This window comes from Enterobacter sp. FW301-JW81 (assembly GCF_058788735.1).
The window spans coordinates 36,741-54,352 of sequence record NZ_JBYTBA010000004.1; the positions used below are offsets into that span (position 1 = coordinate 36,741).

Genomic DNA, 17,612 nt, shown 5'->3' on the forward strand with positions numbered 1-17,612 from the left:
TAAACCATGCAGCAGTTACAGAACGTTATTGAGTCCGCCTTTGAGCGTCGCGCCGAGATTACCCCGGCAAATGTGGATACCGTGACCCGTGAAGCGGTAAACCAGGTGATTTCCCTGCTGGATTCTGGCGCATTGCGCGTGGCAGAAAAAATCGACGGTCAGTGGGTCACTCATCAATGGCTGAAGAAAGCGGTGCTGCTCTCTTTCCGTATCAACGATAACCAGGTTATCGACGGAGCAGAAAGCCGCTACTTCGATAAAGTGCCAATGAAATTCGCTGATTACGACGAAGCGCGTTTCCAGAAAGAAGGCTTCCGCGTGGTACCGCCAGCGGCAGTGCGTCAGGGTGCATTCATTGCCCGCAACACCGTGCTGATGCCATCCTACGTGAACATCGGTGCCTACGTTGACGAAGGTACGATGGTCGATACCTGGGCGACTGTGGGTTCTTGTGCGCAGATCGGTAAAAACGTTCACCTGTCCGGCGGCGTGGGCATCGGCGGTGTTCTGGAGCCTCTGCAGGCTAACCCGACCATCATCGAAGACAACTGCTTCATCGGCGCGCGTTCTGAAGTTGTCGAAGGCGTGATCGTTGAAGAAGGCTCCGTGATCTCCATGGGCGTTTATATCGGTCAGAGCACCCGTATTTACGATCGTGAAACCGGTGAAGTGCATTACGGTCGCGTGCCGGCTGGCTCCGTGGTGGTTTCCGGCAACCTGCCGTCAAAAGATGGCAAATACAGCCTGTACTGTGCGGTTATCGTGAAGAAAGTGGACGCGAAAACGCGCGGTAAAGTTGGCATCAACGAATTGCTGCGCACCATCGATTAATCGGGTATAACAAAAAGCGGGGGCAACCCCGCTTTTTTTATATCTGAGGGTGGCGAAAATAGATTTTTTCGTTAATTATTCAAAGGTTATGTTGAGATCAAGGGTACCGCTATGTACGATAATCTGAAAAGTCTGGGCATTACCAATCCTGATGAAATTGATCGTTACAGCCTCCGTCAGGAAGCCAATAACGATATTCTGAAAATCTATTTTCACAAGGACAAAGGAGAGTTTTTCGCCAAAAGCGTGAAGTTTAAATATCCACGCCAGCGTAAGACCGTTGTTGCTGACGGCGTAGGACAGGGATACAAAGAAGTACAGGAAATCAGCCCTAACCTGCGCTATGTGATCGATGAACTCGATCAGATCTGCCAGCGCGACCGCACCGAAGTCGATCTCAAGCGTAAGATCCTTGACGATCTGCGTCACCTTGAAAGCGTTGTGACCAACAAGATCAGCGAGATTGAAGCGGATCTTGAGAAGTTAACTCGCAACAAATAAGTTAGGTGCGGCCTGATGCCCTCACCCCGGCCCTCTCCCACAGGGAGAGGGAGAAAACCATTATGTAGGCCGGGTAAGGCGAAGCCGCCACCCGGCAAACAACATCATCGCTGTTCATCCAGCTGCAGCGCCACATAGAGCAGCAGCCTGTCGTCAAAATTCCCCAGATCCAGCCCCGTCAGCTCCGAAATGCGGTTGAGCCGATATTCCAGCGTATTGCGGTGAATAAACAGCGCTTTCGACGTCGCCAGCGGCTGCACGTTATGGCGGAACCACGCCTGTAGCGTTCGGCGTAGCAGGCCGTTGTTGTCCATGGCTTTCAGACGCGCTAATGGTCGTGCCAGCTCATTGGCCTGCCAGCCGCCGCGCAGGCTGTCGAGCAGCACCGGCAGCATCAGATCCTGATAGAAATAGCTGCGGCTCTCCGGCATGCGCTGCTTGCCCACCATCATGGTGGTGCGCGCGGTACGCCAGGAGCGGGCGATACTGCCCGGCCCGGTAAAGTAGTTGCCCAATGCAACGCGAAAGCGCAACTGGCCATTCTCCTTCATCCGGGAGATCAGCAGCTCCACGCGACGACGGTGATCTTCTGCATCCCAGCGACCAAACTGATTGAGCACCGGTTTGAGCACCACCATTTCCGTCAGAGAGACTATCGCCACCAGATTGTCGCGCTCCGGCGTCGCCAGCGCATTTTGCAACTGCTGCAGCTCTGCCATGGCGCTGTCCACGCCAAGCTGGCCGCTATCGACCTCAATCACCGCCACCACGCGCGGCTGGTTCAGATCGATCCCCAACCGCTGCGCCCATTCGCTGAGTGCAGGCGTATGCTCATCCGCCTGTATAAGGTTCATGACCAGCTCTTCGCGCAGGCGGCTGTCCTGGGCGAGAAGGTGCATCAGGCGCGACTGCTCCAGCATCATCTCCGCCGTCATACAGACCAGCTCGCCGTATTTACGCAGCGACTCCGGCTCGCCGGTCAGACCGATAACTCCCACAATCTCACCTTCAAGGCGCAGCGGCAAATTGATGCCCTGACGTACGCCGTGAAGATGTTTCGCTACCGCGTCGTCGATATCCACAACCCGCCCCTGGGAAAGCACCAGCAGAGCGCCTTCGTGCAATTCACCAATACGCTCGCGATCGCCGCTGCCAATAATGCGACCGCGGGCATCCATTACGTTGATATTGGTATCAATGATGCGCATGGTGCGCGCCACGATATCCTGCGCCATTTTGGTATCAAGATGCCAGCCAGCCATGCAACCCTCCTGTGAGCAGAGCTCAAGCATAGGGAAGTTCAGCTGCGGCTGCATTGTGCAAACGCACAAAGAGAGAGGGAGAAATATGGACTTGTGGAAAGGGTCACAGAAACGAGAAAAGCCCCTGCCTGTTACAGGCAGGGGCTTACAGGATTTACTGCATCAGCAAGTAGATAGAGGAGTCACCACGCTGGATATTCAGCGCCAGCACGGAAGGCTTGCTGTCGAGAATTTTGCGCAGTTCAGCGATGTTTTTCACCGGCTGCTGGTTAGCCCCCATGATCACATCCCCTTTTTTCAGGCCGATACGGGCTGCCGGTGAATTCGCCTTCACGTTGTTCACCACCACGCCTTTATCTGCCCCTTTGTTGCTCATCTCCGCCCCTTCAATACCGCTGAAGATGGTGCTGGAATCCACCTGATTCTGGCTGCTCTGCTGCAGTTCCAGGCTCACGTTAACCGGCTTACCGTCGCGCAGCAGGCCGAGGGTGATTTTACTGCCAACCGGCATAGAACCCACTTCGGCGCGCAGGGCGGCAAAGCTGCTGATCGGTTTACCGTTCAGGGAGGTGATGACATCACCCGCTTTAATCCCCGCTTTCGCCGCAGAGGAGTTCGGCATCACCTGGCTGACGAATGCCCCGCGCTGAGCGTCAACTTTCATTGCCTTCGCCAGTTCGGAGTTCAGCTCCGTACCCAGGATACCCAGCTCACCGCGTTTCACCTGGCCATACTGCACCATCTGTGCGGTCAGGTTTTTCACCATGTTACTTGGGATAGCAAAGCCGATACCGATGTTGCCGCCGTCCGGTGCCAGGATTGCGGTGTTGATACCGATCAGCTCACCGTTCAGGTTCACCAGCGCACCGCCGGAGTTACCGCGGTTAATCGCCGCATCCGTCTGGATGAAGTTTTCATAGTTCTCGGCATTGAGGCCGCTACGGCCCAGCGCAGAGACGATACCGGAGGTCACAGTTTCACCCAGACCGAACGGGTTACCGATTGCCACGGTATAGTCACCCACGCGCAGCGCGTCGGAGTCGGCAATTTTAATCGCGGTCAGGTTCTTCGGATCCTGAATCTGGATCAGCGCGATGTCGGAGCGCGGGTCTTTCCCCACCACTTTGGCGTCAAACTTGCGGCCATCGCTCAGCTGCACCTTAATGCTGTTAGCGTTATCAACTACGTGGTTGTTGGTGACGACGTAGCCTTTCGCTGCATCAATGATCACTCCCGAGCCAAGCGCCATGAATTTCTGCTGCTGGGCGCCGCCCTGGCTGTCATCCCCTGCGCCACCGCCCTGGCAGAACGGAGAGCTCTGGAATGGCGAACCGTCCTGGCAGAACGGCGAGTTGTCGCCAAAGAACTGCTGGAAGTTACGCGGCATGCGCGGCGTATTGACGGTCGTGCTACCCTCAACGTTAATACTCACCACCGATGGCATCACCTTTTCGAGCATCGGTGCCAGGCTTGGCATCTGCTGCGCGGTTGCTGCCGACGACGCGGTCTCGGCTGCAGTAGCAGTCAGAGGAGACAGCGCTAAACCTAAACTCAGAGCCAGTGCACTCATTGCTAATGTGGTTTTTTTCATGTTTCTCAATCTCGATTTACAGATAACGCAAAATTGCTGTGTAACTCAGATTCATTTTATACCGCTTAGTTCCGGCGATAAGTTTATGGAAAAGGTAAAAATTTATTGGCCGTCTTTACAAAACTCCGTGATTATTCCACGGCCATCAGCTTGCGATATTCATCCCAGGCGTATAAATCCGTCATGCCGCTGATATAGTCCTGGATCAGGCGGCAGCGATAATAATATTCCAGCACCGGCCACTGGAGAGAATGACGGTCCAGCTTGCCAATTGCTTCAACATACGCCAGTCGATGACGGGTAGAGAGTTTCTGATAAAGCCGGGACTCAATCGGTATTCGGCGCACGCGCTCGTGTTCCACCAGCTCGCTGAATTCGTCGACCGACAGCTGGAGCAACGGGGAGTAAATTTCCAGTAACCCACTGATTACCCGGTAGCCCTGCAGCTCTAACTGTTCAACATCCGGGTGGCTGAACACGTGCCGCATCGCCACATGTTTATAAAGCTCAAGGAGCTGGCTGAAACTGCTGTCATCTTCCAGCAGCGCGTGATTGAATTCTCCGCTGTAAATCAGCGGCAAATTATCAATAAAGCGCGATGCCGCATATGGCACCAGTTTATTTAATGTATTGACCCGCAAATACATAAAGAACTGGTCTTCCGTACTGCGGCTTAATGTATTTGAGCGCGATTTTTCCCAGGCATTTTCGACAACCTGCGCAAACAGCGAGCCTTTTTCATGGGTGCCCCAGGCGGCATAAAGATGCTGATAAAGCTCCTCGACGCTGAAGATTCTTTTCTCAACGGCGTCTTCCAGATCGGCCACACAATAGGAAATATCGTCGGCGGCTTCCATAATCCAGGTTAAGGGAAAGCGGCCGTTTGGCGTCAATGAAAGTTCTTTACGCAGCCGTTCAATATAGGCTTCTTCAGAAAGGTAATAGCCCGGTTTTTTCATGAGATAACTGTGCGATTCGGGCGTATCCCCTATCCACCACGCGGGGCGGGTATATTTCAGAATGCAGCCGACCTGTGCCCAGGTCAGGTTCATACGCATCAGAGAATGGACCAGCCGGACCCCCTGCGCGTTCCCCTCGAAGTGACACAGATCCTGGCGCACTTTACGACGCAGATCGTTCAGCCCCTCTTCCCCTTCACGCAGGCGTAAGTCGCGTACGGTACAGCGGTCATCGCTGAGGGGCTGGCTGGCCGCATCCGAAGGATGAAGCCGCTGTTTAAACCAGTCATTGATTGCCGCCTCACCAAAGTGGCCAAAAGGCGGGTTGCCGATGTCATGCATCAGGCAGGCCATCTCAACGATGCTCTCGAAGGGCCCCGTCAGTTCGTCCAGGCCATAAGTTTCCAGTAAGCGCTGTTCTTTGAGACGGCTCAAAATCTCTTTGGCAATATAGCGCCCGACCTGCTGCACTTCCATGGAGTGGGTTAGGCGCGTGCGCACCGCGGCGTTACGCTCGAGTGGAAACACCTGCGTCTTTTGCTGCAAACGGCGGATGGCCGGCGAGTTAATAATCCGCCCGCGATCGCTTTCGAAGATACGCAGGATCTCATGTTCGCTCTTGTCGCCCTGCGGCGAACGGAAACGCCGGTGCCAGTTAATTTTGGTGCGAAAATCGATTGGTGACATGTGCTCCCCCGCCTGAGAATGCGTTTCCCCTTAACCGCATGATAGACTATGCATCTTAACAAGGCACATCGCGAGTAAATCTATGAAAATCGGCATTATTGGTGCAATGGAAGAAGAAGTTACGCTGCTGCGTGACAAAATTGAGAACCGTCAGACCCTCTCTCTCGGAGGCTGTGAGATCTACACCGGCCAGCTGAACGGTGTTGACGTGGCTCTGCTGAAATCAGGCATCGGTAAAGTGGCTGCTGCGCTGGGTGCAACCCTGCTGCTCGAGCGCTGCAAGCCGGATGTGATCGTGAATACCGGCTCTGCGGGCGGCCTGGCGCCGACGCTGAAAGTGGGTGATATCGTTGTCTCCGACGAAGCGCGTTACCACGATGCTGACGTGACCGCGTTCGGTTACGAGTACGGTCAGCTCCCGGGCTGTCCGGCAGGGTTTAAGGCTGACGACAAACTGATTGCGGCGGCAGAAACCTGCATTGCTGAACTCAATCTCAACGCGGTGCGCGGCCTGATTGTCAGCGGTGATGCCTTCATCAATGGCTCCGTAGGGCTGGCGAAAATCCGCCATAACTTCCCTCAGGCGGTGGCCGTTGAGATGGAAGCGACCGCGATCGCTCACGTTTGCCATAACTTCAACGTACCGTTCGTGGTGGTCCGCGCCATCTCTGACGTGGCAGACCAGCAGTCCCACATCAGCTTCGACGAGTTCCTGACCGTTGCGGCAAAACAGTCCACCGTGATGGTGGAACGCCTGGTGCAGAATCTGGCACGTGGCTAAACATAGCGTCAGGGCGCTGGCCGCCCTGCTTCTTTTCGCACCGCTGTGGCTCTATGCTGTCCCGCGTGTGATTACGCTCTCCCCCGCTAACACGGAACTGGCCTTTGCCGCAGGGATCACGCCCGTTGGCGTGAGCAGCTTTTCCGATTACCCGCCGCAGGCCGCGGGCATTGAACAGGTAGCAACCTGGCAAGGGATGAACCTTGAGCGCATCGTGGCGCTTAAACCGGATCTCGTGCTGGCCTGGCGCGGCGGCAACGCCGAGCGGCAGGTTAACCAGCTCGCCACGCTTGGCATCAAAGTCATGTGGGTTGATGCCGTGAGCATTGAACAAGTCGCTCAGGCGCTCCGCGCCCTGGCGCCCTATAGCCCTTCCCCCAAAAAAGCCGAGGCCGCAGCGAAACAGATGCTCAGCGACTATGCCGCGTTGAAATCCCGCTATGATACGCCGGTTAAAAAGCGCATCTTCCTGCAGTTTGGCAGCCAGCCGCTGTTCACCACCGGAAAAGGATCCATTCAGAACCAGGTGCTGGAAGTCTGCGGTGGTGAAAATATCTTTGCTGCCAGCCGGGTGCCGTGGCCTCAGGTTAGCCGTGAACAGGTCCTGGCACGCCAGCCACAGGCAATCGTCGTGGTCGGAAATGCGAGCGAGATTCCTAAAATTGAACAATTCTGGCAAAGGCAGCTAAAAATTCCGGTGATCCCGCTCAACGGTGACTGGTTTGAACGCGCCAGCCCGCGTATTATCCTCGCCGCAAAACAGCTCTGTGCCGCCCTGGCAGAGAGCCACTAACATAAGACCCTTTTCGAGGATTTAACGATGCTCGTTTATTGGCTGGATATTCTTGGCACAGCCGTTTTTGCTATCTCCGGCGTCCTGCTCGCCGGAAAACTACGCATGGATCCGTTTGGCGTGCTGGTGCTTGGCGTGGTGACCGCCGTGGGTGGCGGGACTATCCGCGATATGGCGCTGGCCAATGGCCCGGTGTTTTGGGTGAAAGACCCGACCGATCTGGTGGTCGCGATGGTCACCTGCCTGTTAACCATTGTGCTGGTTCGCCAGCCGCGCAGATTACCCAAATGGATATTGCCGGTGCTGGACGCCGTGGGTCTGGCCGTGTTCGTCGGTATTGGCGTAAACAAGGCGTTTAATGCGGGTACCGGTCCGATGGTGGCGATCTGCATGGGCGTATTAACCGGCGTGGGCGGTGGGATAATACGCGACATTCTGGCGCGTGAAGTGCCGATGATCCTGCGCACTGAAATTTACGCAACGGCCTGTATTGTTGGCGGGATTGTTCACGCGACCGCGTACTACACCTTCGCGCTCCCGCTGGAAAATGCAGCGATGCTGGGGATGCTCGTGACGCTGGTGATTCGTTTAGCGGCGATACGCTGGCACCTGAAGCTGCCGACGTTTGCGCTGGACGATAACGGAAGGTAAACGCAAAACGGTAACCGCCAGGTTACCGTTTTTAGTCTTTTCTCCCTCCCCCTGTGGGAGAGGGCCGGGGCGAGGGCATCAGCCCGAACCTCTTAGATGCTGAACGAAGAACCACACCCGCAGGTGCTTGTTGCGTTCGGGTTGGTCACCACAAAGCGCGATCCTTCCAGACCTTCGGTGTAATCCACCGAGCCGCCCACCAGGTATTGCAGGCTCATCGGGTCAACCACCAGGGCGACGCCCTGTTTCTCGATAGTCATATCACCATCGTTAACCTGGTCGTCAAAGGTAAAACCATACTGGAAGCCGCTGCAGCCGCCGCCGGTAATATAGACGCGCAGTTTCAGATCCGGATTGTCTTCGTCTGCAATCAGGGTTTTCACTTTGTTGGCTGCTGCTTCGGTAAATTCCAGCGGCAACGCTACATCATCACTCATCATATGCTCCCATGAATACTGCTACTGCGATTGGGTAAAATTCACCCAATTCTTTGTGTCATTATCTAATACCCTGGTAATTCATTCAAGTATTCTGCGCTGCGGCCCGTTCAGCCTCTTGTTTTGCCAGAGTACGCGCAAGGATGGTGGAGTATAGCGGCTTTCCACCCAGGAATTGGGCTAATAGTGTCGCGCCGAGACAGGTAATGATCATTGGCAAAATGAGCTGGTAATTATCCGTCATCTCCAGCACCAGCACGATACCCGTCAACGGCGCGCGTAGGGACGCGGCCAGCAGCGCCCCCATTCCGGCCACCGCAAAGGTCCCGGCATCAAGGTGATAAGCGGGCAAGCCCGCCTGCGCCGCCATACCAAACGCGGTGCCCAGCAGCGTTCCCAGCGCCAGCATGGGTGCGAATATTCCGCCCGGCGCGCCGGAGGAGAAGCACAGCACCGTCGTGATGACGCGTGAAATAAACATAAACAGCAGCAGTCCCACGCTGAAATTCCCCGCCGCCGCAATGGGAATCAGGCCGAACCCGCCGCCTGCGGCATTCGGTTCAATAAAGCCGAGTACGCCGCACATCCCGCCCAGCAGGCCACCCATCAGCACCCATTTGGTTGTATTCCCGCCGTGAAGACGCTGGAACATATCCTGAGCGCGCAGAATGAAGGTGTTAAAGAGCGGGCCTACCACGCCAAAAATCATACCGAGGATCAGATAAAGCCACAGGGTATTGACCGGCGCGTTGGTGAGTTTTCCCACCTCAATGACCGCCCCTTCGCCATTAAAGATGCGAAAGACGATGCTCGACATAATGACGCCGGTAAACACCGCTTTTATGGAGATCAGGTTGTAGCGAAACTGGGCGCGCATCTCTTCGATGATGAACAAAATCCCGGCCAGCGGCGCGTTAAACGCCGCCGACAGCCCCGCCGCCGCGCCGGTGGCCAGCAGCGTATGGCGCGCTTCAGCGCTGCGCATCCGAAACAGATCGCCCACCATGCGCCCGACGTTCCCGCCCAGCTGCACGGTTGGCCCCTCTCGCCCCAGTACCATCCCCGCACCGAGGGTTCCCATGCCGCCGATAAATTTCACCGGGATCACTCGCCACCAGCGCACCGGACGCAGCTCCTCCAGCGCGCCCTCAATTTCCGGGATACCAGAGCCGCCCGCCTCCGGCGCAAATTTACGGACCAGAAAATAACCCACCATAGCAAGCAGCGCAGACAGCCCAAATGCCGCTGTCCAGACCAGCCATCTGCTGTCGGCGAAACCGGCTACGGTCCCCACTCGCCAGTTGAGTACGGCATTAACCGCTTTTTCAAACGCCACGCCAGCCAGACCCGCAAGGGTACCCACCACGGCAGCGGCCATCAGGATCGCCAGCGGCGTTTTATCGCGATTGAGCAGCCGCCGAATACTGATTCGGTGTTGGGCGCGCGAAAACTGTTGTTCTTCAAAAGACGGAGAATCTGATTTCATGTCCTGTTCTTATTCATCACACAAAAAGCCGCGAGGATTTTACCAGAGACAGTCGCGCCGTCCCGTGAAAAATCCTTAACAATTGTTTATGCATTAATGGGGCAAAAATTTCATAACCTTCCGCGAATCACTTAGAATAGTGTGCTTAATCATTTTATACGAACCAGGAACGACGCCATGAGCAAGTCTGAAAACCTCTACAGTGCAGCCCGCGAGCTTATTCCGGGTGGCGTGAACTCACCTGTGCGCGCCTTTACCGGCGTGGGCGGCACGCCGCTGTTTATCGAACGTGCTGACGGCGCGTATCTGTATGATGTCGATGGCAAAGCCTATATCGATTATGTCGGCTCCTGGGGCCCGATGGTGCTGGGCCACAACCACCCGGCTATCCGTAATGCGGTAATTGAAGCCGCCCAGCGCGGCCTGAGCTTCGGCGCGCCGACGGAAATGGAAGTGAAAATGGCGGAGCTGGTCACTGAACTGGTGCCTACCATGGACATGGTGCGTATGGTGAACTCCGGTACCGAAGCCACCATGAGCGCTATCCGCCTGGCGCGTGGCTTTACCGGCCGCGACAAGATCGTCAAGTTTGAAGGCTGCTACCACGGTCACGCAGACTGCCTGCTGGTGAAAGCGGGCTCCGGCGCGCTGACGCTCGGCCAGCCAAACTCGCCGGGCGTACCGGCAGATTTCGCGAAGCATACCCTGACCTGTACCTACAACGATCTGGCTACCGTTCGCGCGGCGTTCGAGCAGTATCCGCAGGAGATCGCCTGCATCATCGTTGAGCCGGTTGCGGGCAACATGAACTGCATCCCACCGCAGCCTGACTTCCTGCCGGGCCTGCGTGCCCTGTGCGACGAGTTCGGCGCGCTGCTGATCATCGATGAAGTGATGACCGGCTTCCGCGTGGCGCTGGCGGGTGCTCAGTCTTACTACGGCGTTGAGCCGGACCTGACCTGCCTTGGCAAAATCATCGGCGGCGGCATGCCGGTCGGTGCATTCGGTGGTCGTAAGGACGTTATGGAAGCCCTGGCGCCAACCGGCCCGGTTTACCAGGCGGGCACGCTCTCCGGTAACCCAATCGCAATGGCTGCCGGTTTCGCCTGCCTGAACGAAGTGGCTCAGCCGGGCATTCATGAAACCCTGACCGACCTGACGACACAGCTGGCAAACGGACTGCTTGAAGCGGCAGAGGAAGCCGGTATTCCGCTGGTCGTTAACCACGTGGGCGGAATGTTCGGGATTTTCTTCACCGATGCGAAAACCGTGACCTGCTATCAGGACGTGGTGAAGTGCGACGTTGAACGCTTCAAGCGCTTCTTCCACCTGATGCTGGAAGAAGGCGTGTATCTGGCACCGTCGGCGTTCGAAGCGGGCTTCATGTCCGTGGCGCACAGCGAAGCAGATATCAATAACACCATCGACGCGGCGCGTAAGGTGTTTGCGAAGCTTTAAGGGCATTGCCGGGTGGCGCTAACGCTTACCCGGCCTACGATGTTCTCCCTCTCCCCGTGGGAGAGGGCATCAGGCCGCACCTGACTACCGACTCTGCTTTCTCAACAGATAAATAAAGTACGGCGCACCGATAAAGGTCGACAGCAGACCCGCCGGGATCTGATACGGGAACAGCACCATTCTTCCGCACCAGTCTGCAAACACCAGCATGACCCCGCCCGTGAGGGCAGACATCACAATATGCGGCATCGTCCGGCGGAACCCCATCATTCGGGCTATGTGCGGCGCCATCAACCCGACAAAGCTCAGCGGTCCGATAGTCATGGTTGCCACAGCCGTCAGGCACGCCGCCAGCAGCAGCAGGGCCACGCGCGCTGGCGTCAGCGCCATACCCACCGCCCGCGCCGTTTCACCGCCGAGCGGCAGGATGGTCAGCCAGCGACGGCACAGCGGCACAATCGCCAGCAGCACGATCATCACGATCCCGGACCAGACAACCTGACTGCCGGTGGCACCGTACGTTGAGCCGGAAATCCAGGTCAGGATCTTCGCCATGCGCGGATCGCCGCTCGCCTGCAGCATCATCAGGAGCATCGTAAATGCAGTGCTAAGCGCCATCCCGGCCAGCAGCATCCGGTGCGGAGAAAATCCGCCGCGACCGGCAGCCATCAGGATAATCATCAGCGTCGCCGCCGCACCGATACTCCCGGCAGGCATCAGCCAGCCAAACGCATTGCCCGGCACGAAGAACAGCATCAGTACCACGCCAAAGGCGGCGCCGGAGCTGATCCCCAGCACTTCCGGGCTTGCCATCGGGTTGCCGGTCAGACGCTGAATAATGCACCCCGCCACCGCCAGCATCACGCCGGCGATCAGCGCGGCGAAGATACGCGGCCAGCGCCACTGCAGCAGTTCGTTGAGTAAATCGCCCGTTGCCCAGTGCCAGCCCGCCGCATCGCGCCCAAACGCGAGCGCGGTAAACGAGGCGATAACCAGCACCGCCAGGCCAGCAAGGCTAAACCACAGCACCGACTGGCGTTCCGCATAGACTTTATCGCCTGCATCCATCGCCGGCGCGCTCATGCTGCGCAGGCGCGGCAGCAGCCACAGCAGCAACGGCGCACCGATAAGCGCCGTGACCGACCCGGTGGACACCTCCCTCCAGACCCGCGCCAGCCACAGAATGAGCTGATCGGAAAGCCAGAGGATCAGCGCCCCAATCAGCGAGCCCAGCAGCAGACGCGCCAGCAAACGACGCGCCCCGAGCATTTTCGCCAGCAGCGGCGCGAACAGCCCGATAAACCCGATTATACCGACCGCATTCACCAGCAGAGCGCTCAGTACAATCGCCAGCGTCAGCGCCGCCAGGCGAGCCAGCGACAGCGCCAGCCCCAGGTTTCGCGCCACGCCGTCATCCAGCCCCATGAGCGTCAGGGGACGCAGCAGCAGCAGCGTCAGCACGACGCCGCCGGCCAGCTGTGGCCACAGATGCGCCACCACGCTCCAGTCGGTCTGGGTGAGCGTGCCGGTACTCCACAGGAACATGCTTTGCAGCCGATCGTGGTGGAACAGCACCAGCAGCTGGTTAATCGCCCCGCAGTACAGGCTCACCACCAGCCCGGCCAGAATAAGCGTCACCGGGGAAAGACGTTTGCCCCAGGCCACGCCAAAGACCAGCGCCCCCACCACGCACGCCCCCGCGAGAGCGGCAAACTGCGAGGTCAACGCCCCCGGCAGCGACCACAGCGTGATGACCGTGATCCCAAGCTGCGCGCCGGTCGCAACGCCGAGCGTGGTCGGTTCCGCCAGCGGATTGCGTAAAACCTGCTGGAACAGCACGCCCACCAGCCCTAAACCGGCACCGACTAAGAGGGAGATCGCCAGGCGCGGCAGCAGGCTGTAGTGAAACAGCATCTGCTGAATATTATCGATATCCGGCGCGGCCAGGGCAGCGCCCCACTGTCCACGCGGTAGCGCCGTCGAGAGGTTGAACCAGGTTAATACCAGCGCGGCCAGGAACAGTAAGGACAACAGCAGCGCCGGGAAGCGGGCGATACGCATGCTCATGCTTTTCCTCCCAGCGCGCTATCCAGCAGGCGAGCAAAATGCATGGCCGACAGCGTCGCGCCGTAGAACCAGACCGCCGGGGCGCGCTGGAAGCGTTGCTCGCGCACAAACGGCATCGCCTGCCAGAGCGGCGTCGCCATCAGCGCCTGCATGTCACGCTCGTTTCCGTGGTCGAAACAGATCACATCTGCATCGCGAAACGCCGCCAGACGATCGATACCCACGGCGGTACTGCCCCAGAACGTCATCTCCCCTTCCCAGGCATTACGAATGCCAAAACTGTCGAGCACTTCCTGGAACAGGCAGTTTTTACCAAAGACCAGCATATGGCGGGCATCCAGCAGCGTCACCATCAGCAGCGGGCGATCGCCCCGGTGAGCAAAACGCGGCTTTAGCGCGTCAATCAGGGCATCAAATTCATCGAGATGCCGTTTGGCCTCCGCCTCGCGGTTGAGGAAATGCGCCATCTCGTTAATCGAGTTTTTCGCCACGGTCAGCGGTTTTTTACCGTCGCTGAACGAGAATCCGCGTCCTGGCGCAATGCGCGCCATCACCTCTTCTGACGGGCCGTAGCCCGCGGACCAGAACAGGAACGACGGCTTCATCTGGGTGAGCAGTTCGAGGTTTGGCTCCGTACGCAGACCGACGTCGATCACCGAGTCCGGCAGCTTCGGCTCGTTCACCCAGAGGCTATAGTTAGGAATGTCCGCCACGCCATAGGGCGTAACGCCGAGCGCCATCATCAGTTCAACCGGCAGCCACTCAAGGGCCACAATACGGTGCGGATCCACGGCGGCAGCCCGCGCCGTATTCATTTTCAACAGCAGCGGTGAGAGCGCCATGGCCGTCAGCAGGCGACGACGGCTGATAAGCATATTGTCCAGCATCAGTATACGAAGCTCACCGGCGCAGCCCCGGCAGGGTGAGGCAGAATACCCATCGGAATACCGTAAATGTGTTCCAGCGTTTCACTGCGCATCAGCTCAGACGGCGTGCCCTGGGCAATCATCTCGCCCCCGCGCAGCGCGACGAGATAGTCACAGTACCGCGCCGCCATGTTGATATCATGCAGGACCGCAATCACCGTCAGCCCCCGCTGCTGGCTTAAGCGATGCACCAGCGCCAGCACGTCGACCTGGTGGGCAATATCCAGCGCAGAGGTCGGTTCGTCGAGCAGCAGGCAGCGGCTGTCCTGTGCCACCAGCATCGCAATCCACGCGCGCTGGCGTTCACCGCCGGACAGGCTATCCACCAGCCGGTGCGCCAGCGGTTTTAGCCCCACCAGCGCAATTGCCTCTTCCACTTTTTCTCTGTCGGCGACGCCGAAGCGGCCCAGCGCTCCGTGCCACGGATAACGCCCAATGGCCACCAGCTCGCGTACCGTCATCCCCTCCGCCTGCGGCAGCTGCTGCGGCAGATAGGCGACTTTGCGGGCAAAGGCTTTACTGCTCCAGCTCTCCAGAGGCTGGTCATCCAGCAAAATATCGCCTTCTGAAGGCGGCTGGTGGCGTCCCAGCATTTTGAGCAGCGTGGATTTACCGGAGCCGTTGTGGCCAATCAGCCCCGTCACTTTACCTGCCGGGAACGTCAGAGAGAGCGGATGCAGCAGCGTGCGCCCGGGTACGCGAAAGGAGAGATGGTTGAGCGTAAAGGTGGTGTCGGGTTGCGTTTGATTATCCTGCATATCAGCCAACTTAAATAAAAAGGGCACGGCGAACCGTGCCCAAAGAGCGGTTAGAAGCGGAAGGTCGCGGTGGCAACAACCTGACGTCCTGCTCCCCAGTAGCATGCATATTCGCTATAGCAGCTGGAGACGTATTCACGGTCGAAGATGTTGTTTACGTTGACGCCGACAGAAGAGCCCGGCAGTCCAAAGCGAGCCAGGTCGTATTTCACGGTGGCATCCGCCAGGGCATAGCCCGCAACGTTAAATGACTGGTAGGCTTTTGGCGACGAGGCAGAGTAGTAGGAAACGGTGTTACCGATGTAACGGGTTCCCGCCCCTACCGTCAGACCGCTCAGCGCCGTCTCGTGGAAGGTGTAATCGGCCCACAGAGACGCCATGTTACGCGGCACTTCCGCCGGACGACGGCCTTCATACCAGGTATCTTGCGTGTATTCCGCATCAGTAAAGCTATAGGAAGCCGTCACGTTCACGTTGGCAGAGACTGCGGCTTTTGCTTCCAGTTCGAACCCGCGGGAACGAATTTCGCCGCCCTGCACGCTAAAGCCGCTGGTCGGGTTCGCCGGATCGGCCGTCAGGTTGTTGTTTTTGGTCAGCTGGTATACCGCTGCAGTCACAACCACAGGCAGATCTTTCGGTACGTATTTCACGCCCGCTTCATACTGCTTGCCGCGAGCCGGATCGAACGGTTTGCCGCCCTGTGTTGCGCCGGAAATAGGCTCGAAGGATTCGCTGTAGCTGAAGTACGGCGTAATACCGTTATCAAACAGGTAGTTGATCCCGCCGCGCCAGGTGAACGCCCGGTCGTTGATTTCAGCCGTCGTGTCAGAGGAGCGGGTCAGCGTGGACGTTTTAGCGAAATCGTAGCGTCCGCCAAGGGTCAGGACCCACTTATCCCACTCAGCCTGATCCTGCGCATACAGGCCCGTTTGCTCCTGACGATTGAGCACGGCATACGGGAAGTTCACGTTGATATTGGCATTGTTGTGCTGCGGATTGGTCATGCTGATAGGGTCAGCGCTGCCGTAATCAGCATCAATATCGTTACGCATGCGCAGGTAATCGACGCCCGTTAACAGGGTATGATCCACTGCACCGGTCGCAAATTTAGACTGTAGCTGAGTATCGACCGTGAACGAGTTCAGGTCCTCATCAGAGCGCACGTACGCCCGGCTGATCTGAGCCGGTGCAATATAGCCGTTACCGTAGACGGAACGGTAAAGCGTGTTGATCTTGGCGTAGCGCAGGTTTTGACGCACGGTAAAGGTGTCATCAAACTGATGCGAGAAGCTGTAGCCCACCATCTTCTGACGACGGGAGATCTTGTTGTCTTCATCACCTTCGTTGAAATCGGTCGGCAGCTTGTGTGCGTTGCCGTTGGCGTCATAGTAAGGCACAACGGTACCTTCCCGCGGCAGCCAGCCGTAATAGCCTGCATCCGGATCGCTCTGGAAATTGCTCAGGAAGGTGAAATCCGTCTTATCGTCAGGTCGCCAGCTGAAAGCAGGCGCAATGGCGTAACGGGTGGACTTAACCATTTCCTGCTGCGCATTTTCGCTGCGCCCCAGACCGGTCAGGCGGTATGACCACACGCCGTCATCATCAATCGCATCGCTGAAATCAAACCCGGTCTGCCACAGGTTATCGGTACCCATTTTGAACTGGATTTCCTTCAGTGGCTCGGTGGTTGGACGCTTGCTGACCATGCTGACCACGCCGCCCGGGTGACTTTTACCGTACAGAACGGACGTTGGGCCGCGCAGCAGTTCGACGCGCTCAAGGAAATACGGATCCATGGACGCTTCAGAATAGTTATCCCCCTGCAGCTTCATCCCGTCCAGGTACTGGTTAGTGTTCACGGTACTGGAGGTGGTGAAACCACGGATAGAAACAACATCATACGTTGTTGAAGCACCGCGAGTCGCAAAAACGCTCGGCGTATAGGCCAGCGCTTGCTTCACCGTCCCCGGCTGCTTCATGTCCATCTCTTCACGTGTGACGACGGAAATAGACTGCGGGGTTTTCTCAATCGGGGTATCGGTTTTGGTCGCCGTGGCGGTGCGCTTGGCCGCAATCGTTGGTGCCGGCCCCCACGCACTTTCCTGCGCAGCAGGCGCGGCAGTAACGGTAATGGTTTCTTCTTTGTTCGGGGTTTCGGCAGCATGTGCATAAGTCGACATGCCGGCAACCGCTGTGGCTACGACGACCGCGATTTTACGCAGCGACGTGTTAATTGGCTGAGCAGTATTGGAAAGCGCCATGTTGAATCTCTGATGTGAAAGTGAATGATAACGTAAACGAGAATTATTATTATGAGCGCCAGAATAATATGCGAAACGCTGGTTGCATAGCAAGCAGTATGCGGCCCTACGAGAATTAAGGGTTTAAGAAATAGACAAGAGAAAACGAAGGGTTAATCAGAGT

General features: G+C 57.5%; 15 protein-coding genes. 6 read left to right on the forward strand and 9 right to left on the reverse strand.

All coding sequences use genetic code 11. The features are described 5' to 3' along the window. Nucleotides 1–6 precede the first annotated feature (6 nt). A complete protein-coding gene (gene dapD, locus AC3WOK_RS13650) occupies nucleotides 7–831 on the forward strand; it encodes a 2,3,4,5-tetrahydropyridine-2,6-dicarboxylate N-succinyltransferase (protein WP_008501915.1) in 825 nt (274 codons plus the stop codon). A 111-nt stretch (nucleotides 832–942) separates the two neighbouring features. Beyond that, nucleotides 943–1,332: a DUF3461 family protein gene (locus tag AC3WOK_RS13655; RefSeq protein WP_008501916.1), complete on the forward strand. Its 390-nt coding sequence runs from the start codon at nucleotides 943–945 to the stop codon at nucleotides 1,330–1,332. Between the two features lie 104 nt (nucleotides 1,333–1,436). On the opposite strand, the gene AC3WOK_RS13660 is transcribed toward AC3WOK_RS13655, so the two are convergent. From AC3WOK_RS13660 to dgt, 3 genes are all read right to left on the reverse strand, one after another. Beyond that, nucleotides 1,437–2,594, reverse strand: a complete 1,158-nt coding sequence (locus tag AC3WOK_RS13660; RefSeq protein ID WP_492354671.1) for a CdaR family transcriptional regulator — start codon at nucleotides 2,592–2,594, stop codon at nucleotides 1,437–1,439. A gap of 154 nt (nucleotides 2,595–2,748) precedes the next feature. Continuing rightward, on the reverse strand, nucleotides 2,749–4,185 hold the full coding sequence (gene degP / locus AC3WOK_RS13665) for a serine endoprotease DegP (RefSeq protein WP_059311934.1): 1,437 nt from the start codon (nucleotides 4,183–4,185) through the stop codon (nucleotides 2,749–2,751). Between the two features lie 131 nt (nucleotides 4,186–4,316). After that, nucleotides 4,317–5,831: a dGTPase gene (dgt, locus tag AC3WOK_RS13670; RefSeq protein ID WP_492354672.1), complete on the reverse strand. Its 1,515-nt coding sequence runs from the start codon at nucleotides 5,829–5,831 to the stop codon at nucleotides 4,317–4,319. Nucleotides 5,832–5,913: 82 nt separating this feature from the next. On the opposite strand from dgt, the gene mtnN reads away from it, so the two are divergent. Genes mtnN through AC3WOK_RS13685 form a run of 3 tightly spaced genes read left to right on the forward strand, consistent with a single transcriptional unit; the run spans nucleotide 5,914 to nucleotide 8,056 of the window. Beyond that, nucleotides 5,914–6,612, forward strand: coding sequence for a 5'-methylthioadenosine/S-adenosylhomocysteine nucleosidase (gene mtnN, locus AC3WOK_RS13675; RefSeq protein WP_008501920.1), 699 nt, complete (start codon nucleotides 5,914–5,916; stop codon nucleotides 6,610–6,612). Then, nucleotides 6,605–7,405 (forward strand): vitamin B12 ABC transporter substrate-binding protein BtuF, encoded by an 801-nt coding sequence (btuF, locus tag AC3WOK_RS13680; RefSeq protein WP_047346403.1) that lies wholly within the window; start codon nucleotides 6,605–6,607, stop codon nucleotides 7,403–7,405. Before mtnN ends, btuF begins: the two co-directional genes overlap by 8 nt. A gap of 27 nt (nucleotides 7,406–7,432) precedes the next feature. Then, complete coding sequence (locus AC3WOK_RS13685; protein ID WP_059311937.1) at nucleotides 7,433–8,056, forward strand: TRIC cation channel family protein; 624 nt, start codon at nucleotides 7,433–7,435, stop codon at nucleotides 8,054–8,056. Nucleotides 8,057–8,148: 92 nt separating this feature from the next. Here AC3WOK_RS13685 and erpA read toward each other — a convergent pair whose 3' ends face one another. Together erpA and clcA are read right to left on the reverse strand one after the other, a co-directional pair. Beyond that, entirely contained in the window at nucleotides 8,149–8,493 is a 345-nt protein-coding gene (erpA, locus tag AC3WOK_RS13690; protein WP_013095643.1) for an iron-sulfur cluster insertion protein ErpA, read from the reverse strand. An 85-nt stretch (nucleotides 8,494–8,578) separates the two neighbouring features. Beyond that, nucleotides 8,579–9,979: a H(+)/Cl(-) exchange transporter ClcA gene (clcA, locus tag AC3WOK_RS13695; RefSeq protein ID WP_059311938.1), complete on the reverse strand. Its 1,401-nt coding sequence runs from the start codon at nucleotides 9,977–9,979 to the stop codon at nucleotides 8,579–8,581. A gap of 177 nt (nucleotides 9,980–10,156) precedes the next feature. Between clcA and hemL the strand changes: the two genes are divergently transcribed. Next, nucleotides 10,157–11,437: a glutamate-1-semialdehyde 2,1-aminomutase gene (gene hemL / locus AC3WOK_RS13700; protein WP_492354673.1), complete on the forward strand. Its 1,281-nt coding sequence runs from the start codon at nucleotides 10,157–10,159 to the stop codon at nucleotides 11,435–11,437. A gap of 84 nt (nucleotides 11,438–11,521) precedes the next feature. On the opposite strand, the gene fhuB is transcribed toward hemL, so the two are convergent. Genes fhuB through fhuA form a run of 4 tightly spaced genes read right to left on the reverse strand, consistent with a single transcriptional unit; the run spans nucleotide 11,522 to nucleotide 17,449 of the window. Further along, on the reverse strand, nucleotides 11,522–13,504 hold the full coding sequence (gene fhuB / locus AC3WOK_RS13705; RefSeq protein ID WP_492354674.1) for a Fe(3+)-hydroxamate ABC transporter permease FhuB: 1,983 nt from the start codon (nucleotides 13,502–13,504) through the stop codon (nucleotides 11,522–11,524). Beyond that, on the reverse strand, nucleotides 13,501–14,391 hold the full coding sequence (fhuD, locus tag AC3WOK_RS13710; protein ID WP_492354675.1) for a Fe(3+)-hydroxamate ABC transporter substrate-binding protein FhuD: 891 nt from the start codon (nucleotides 14,389–14,391) through the stop codon (nucleotides 13,501–13,503). The genes fhuB and fhuD overlap by 4 nt, the downstream gene beginning before the upstream one ends. Next, entirely contained in the window at nucleotides 14,391–15,188 is a 798-nt protein-coding gene (gene fhuC, locus AC3WOK_RS13715; protein WP_047346397.1) for a Fe3+-hydroxamate ABC transporter ATP-binding protein FhuC, read from the reverse strand. Before fhuC ends, fhuD begins: the two co-directional genes overlap by 1 nt. 50 nt (nucleotides 15,189–15,238) lie before the next feature. Then, nucleotides 15,239–17,449, reverse strand: coding sequence for a ferrichrome porin FhuA (fhuA, locus tag AC3WOK_RS13720; RefSeq protein WP_492354676.1), 2,211 nt, complete (start codon nucleotides 17,447–17,449; stop codon nucleotides 15,239–15,241). Between the last annotated feature and the right edge of the window lie 163 nt (nucleotides 17,450–17,612).